Here is a 3,643-nt window from a genome sequence, read left to right on the forward strand (position 1 = left end):
AGGTGGAATTGCTATAAAATATAATGTATCCGTAGACGAACTGGTGAAGTTAAATAAACTAAAAAGTGAAAATGAAATTATTAAGGTAGGACAGGTACTAAAATTACCACCAAATGTGAAATTAAATCCTGAGGTTAAAAGTGAAGGCAATACATCAAAAGATAAGCCTGAGGAACAACGGAACTCAAGTGTTGACAATAATAAGAAAAATGAAGATTCTAGTAAGGAGACTAGTAATAGTAGTGATACTAAGGGGACGGTTAATGATAGTATTATTAGCAACTTGAGGGGTTACGAAGGTTTTGGTTATAAAAAGGATGCGATGATAAAAGCCGCTGAAGCATTACTTAGTGAAGGATATGAGCCAGCATTTATAGCAGGACTTCTATCAAACATTAAACATGAAGGTTCTCCAGGTGTATTTGAAAAATCAAACTATGGATCATTTGAGCTTCTTTCAAACGATAAAGATAAAGACGGTAGATATTTGAAATACAAAGATAGTGGTAATTATAAAAAGAAGGGCGCATATCTAATATACATGGATAAGTACATGAATTACTCTGATTTTAGTGGTAAAACCATTTCAGAAGTAGGACTAGATAAATTGAATAAATTGTTGAAAAATATGAAAAAAACGGGAGCTCAATCGGTAGTTGCGGGCAAATGGAAAGATGGTAAATTTCTAGGCTATTATGATAAACAAACAAGTGGTGGATTTGGAACCGGAATGATTCAATGGACTTTTGATAGAGCAGAAGGTTTAATTAAGTACTATAATACAAAGAAGTTTGAAAAAGATGGTTTTCCAACGCAGGAAGAGAGCCTTGAAACAGAGATTGAGTATATGATTAAAGAGCTTAAATCAGCAGGTTACAAAGGGATTTACGGTGATGGTAAAAAATATGATAGCAGCAATAAAGATGCGGCATATCTTGCAGGTTATAATATATGTAAGAAATATGAGATCCCCTCAGATACTGAAAAAAAGGCGGAAGAAAGGGGAAAATATGCGAGAGAAGTATATAAAATTATGATGCACGGTAAATAATATTGCGCTGAAAAAGGCGGTTAATTTATGAAAAAGATTTATTTAGGAATTATCGTTATTTTCATATTGACATTGGTTGGTTGCGGCAAAACGGCAATACAGCAAAGACATGATCAATCAGGTGATCCGTCAGATAGTCCAACGGTTGCTGAAAATGTTGGAACATCTAATGTTGTTAAAAACTATAGTGATGAAAATCATAAGGTAATTGAAATTGGCAAATTATCAGTAAAGTTAGATACTTATCATATTGTATCAGAAACATATAATGGTAGTTCCTATGCAATTAGGTACAAGGAGGATAAATCGCCGTCAGACAACAACAGTCCAGTTGACACAATCATTATTAGGGAAATGAAAAATCTAAACTTAATGGATAAAAAGAGTATAAAATCATATTTAATAAATATGATGCCTAGCTTTGAAGATATAAAAATTTATAATAATATAACCGATGATTCCGGAGTAACGTATTTGTCAACTATATCAGGCGGTGGTAAATTCTATTGTATTGTAAACTTTGGTAATATCTCATATTTAATTGATTCAAATTTAAGAGCAATAGAATATTATATTTTTAATACACTTCAAAATATTGCATATGAAGAAATAAAGCAAAACGTAGAATGTGCCAACTCATTTTCTGCCAGTATTCATGAAATTATTGACTACGAAACTGAGACTGTAAAGTATGATATGACACAAGGTAAAAATGGTAAAAAATATTCTGCTGAATTGAGTTCTGGCGGGGATGGCAGATGTAATTTTACCTTGAAAAATGATAAGGATAAAAACATACTAAATATAACTTCAGGGATGGGAGAGCTTAGTGAAGTTATTAGGTTTATAGATGTTAATCTGGATGGTTATGCGGATATTCAGGTTTTGGACCAATCCGGAGCCATGAATAGTCTGTACAATTTATATATTTGGGATGAATCTGTCAATAATTTTGTCAAAGTAAAATGTGACGCAGATATATCGTATTTTGAAGTTAATGAGGGTTGCCTTGTAACTTGGCAAAGAAGTGGTGCTGATTCGGGAAATCAAACGGTTCTTGCTTGGAAAGACAATAAGACATTGGTAAAAGTATCAGAAGAGGAATATCACGCTTGCGATGATTTGAGTGATTCTGATACGATAGCAAAAATAAAATACACAGATGATCTATGCACCGACAATGAAAATGTACTATTTAGCTTTAAGATAGCTGATTCGGCAAAAACCTTATCAGTATGCCAATCAAAAACAAAGCCCGCCTTCATTGTATACCGCTTTGGATCAAAGGATAAAATTGAACTCGAATTTCCTGAGAATAAGGCGGATTCATGGAGTAAATTCACCTATTCATACTATTTGCGTGGGGGTGGAGCAGATAATGAAGGAATGGATTTAAATTATCTATCTTTTGAAAGTGGTGGATATAAATATAAAATTTATCAAGAGTTTACAGTTGAAGACAATATGACAAATGTCGGAATAAAAATTACAGACAAGGCAACAAATAAGGAAACAGATATTAAGGGTTTAAGTAATAGTATAGAAGGCAGCTTGATAAATTTGAGAGAAGATAAGAGAATAAAAATAGAAATTTTATAAGAAATGGCGGTTGTCTTCGGATGACCGTTTTTCTTTTTGTTTTGCAACGAGTAGACATAAAATCATTAAAACGAAACCACAATATTATAATTTACATTTTAAAAGCAATAAGCATTATTAGAACCCATTCAATATGAAAAGATTTTGCAAAAGTTGAAACATTGGTAGTAGAAATTGACATTGGGAAGGAAACGCAATTGTTGGTTTTGAATCTACAGGGGAGATTACTTTCATAGCAATGCTGGTCAAGGACGGTAGCTCCCGGAATGAAGTGTTCAAGGACTGGACAGGTGATGCAGCAGGCTGACATTAAAAAACTATACTACTCCAGTAAAAATAGTATCTGCTGCGGTTTATTTTTCTCTGCTTTTGATCCACAGAATTACCAGACATTGTGCAACTACTAGGAAAATGCTTAGCATAAACAAAATAAAATACTGTGAAAAATGAAGATAATAAAGAAAATGAGAGTATATTGATATTGGACTGTTAAATGAGAGTATAATCGATCTTATCACTAATTCAATAACTCTACTTTTATTAAAAATGATTTGTTGTCAAAATTTGTTCTAAATAAGAAAGAGACTTTTTTCAGAATACCCAGCCTCCAATTACGCGAAATTATTATTTCGTGTAATTGGAGGCTGGGTATTCTGGGGATATGTGTAGCCCATCTATAATATGCTCACTTCCATATTTCTCTTTCAAGAATTTTTTATGTGTTTCAAAAATTTCTATAATTCTAGAATGCAAAGGTAATACAGGTTGATTATTTCTAGGTTTCTTAACTTGGGAATTACATAGATTGATTTCTCTATCTCCAAATTGTTCATACTGTCTATTTTTAAGGAGATAACGAACAATAAAATGCTGCAAATTTTGAATATGCAGTTGTTCTGAACCATTAAACCATTATTTTGCTCCACTTCCCTTAATATTAATAATAACTACCTCAGGTGGGTTAAATATACGTGGTAAGCGAGGATTAAATGA

Annotated in this window: 2 protein-coding genes; both read left to right on the top strand. The window is 32.5% G+C overall.

Going from position 1 to position 3,643, the window contains the following annotated elements; all coding sequences use genetic code 11:
- Positions 1-1,051, top strand: a 1,051-nt coding sequence (locus T344_RS28810; RefSeq protein ID WP_034862376.1) for a phage tail tip lysozyme, incomplete at its 5' end; no start/stop codon positions are given.
- Positions 1,052-1,078: 27 nt separating this feature from the next.
- Entirely contained in the window at positions 1,079-2,650 is a 1,572-nt protein-coding gene (locus tag T344_RS28815; protein ID WP_051572068.1) for an XAC2610-related protein, read from the top strand.
- Positions 2,651-3,643 lie beyond the last annotated feature (993 nt).

Origin of the sequence: Ruminiclostridium cellobioparum DSM 1351 = ATCC 15832, from assembly GCF_000621505.1 — a bacterium.
In the GTDB taxonomy this organism is placed as follows: Bacteria; Bacillota; Clostridia; order Acetivibrionales; family DSM-1351; genus Ruminiclostridium; species Ruminiclostridium cellobioparum.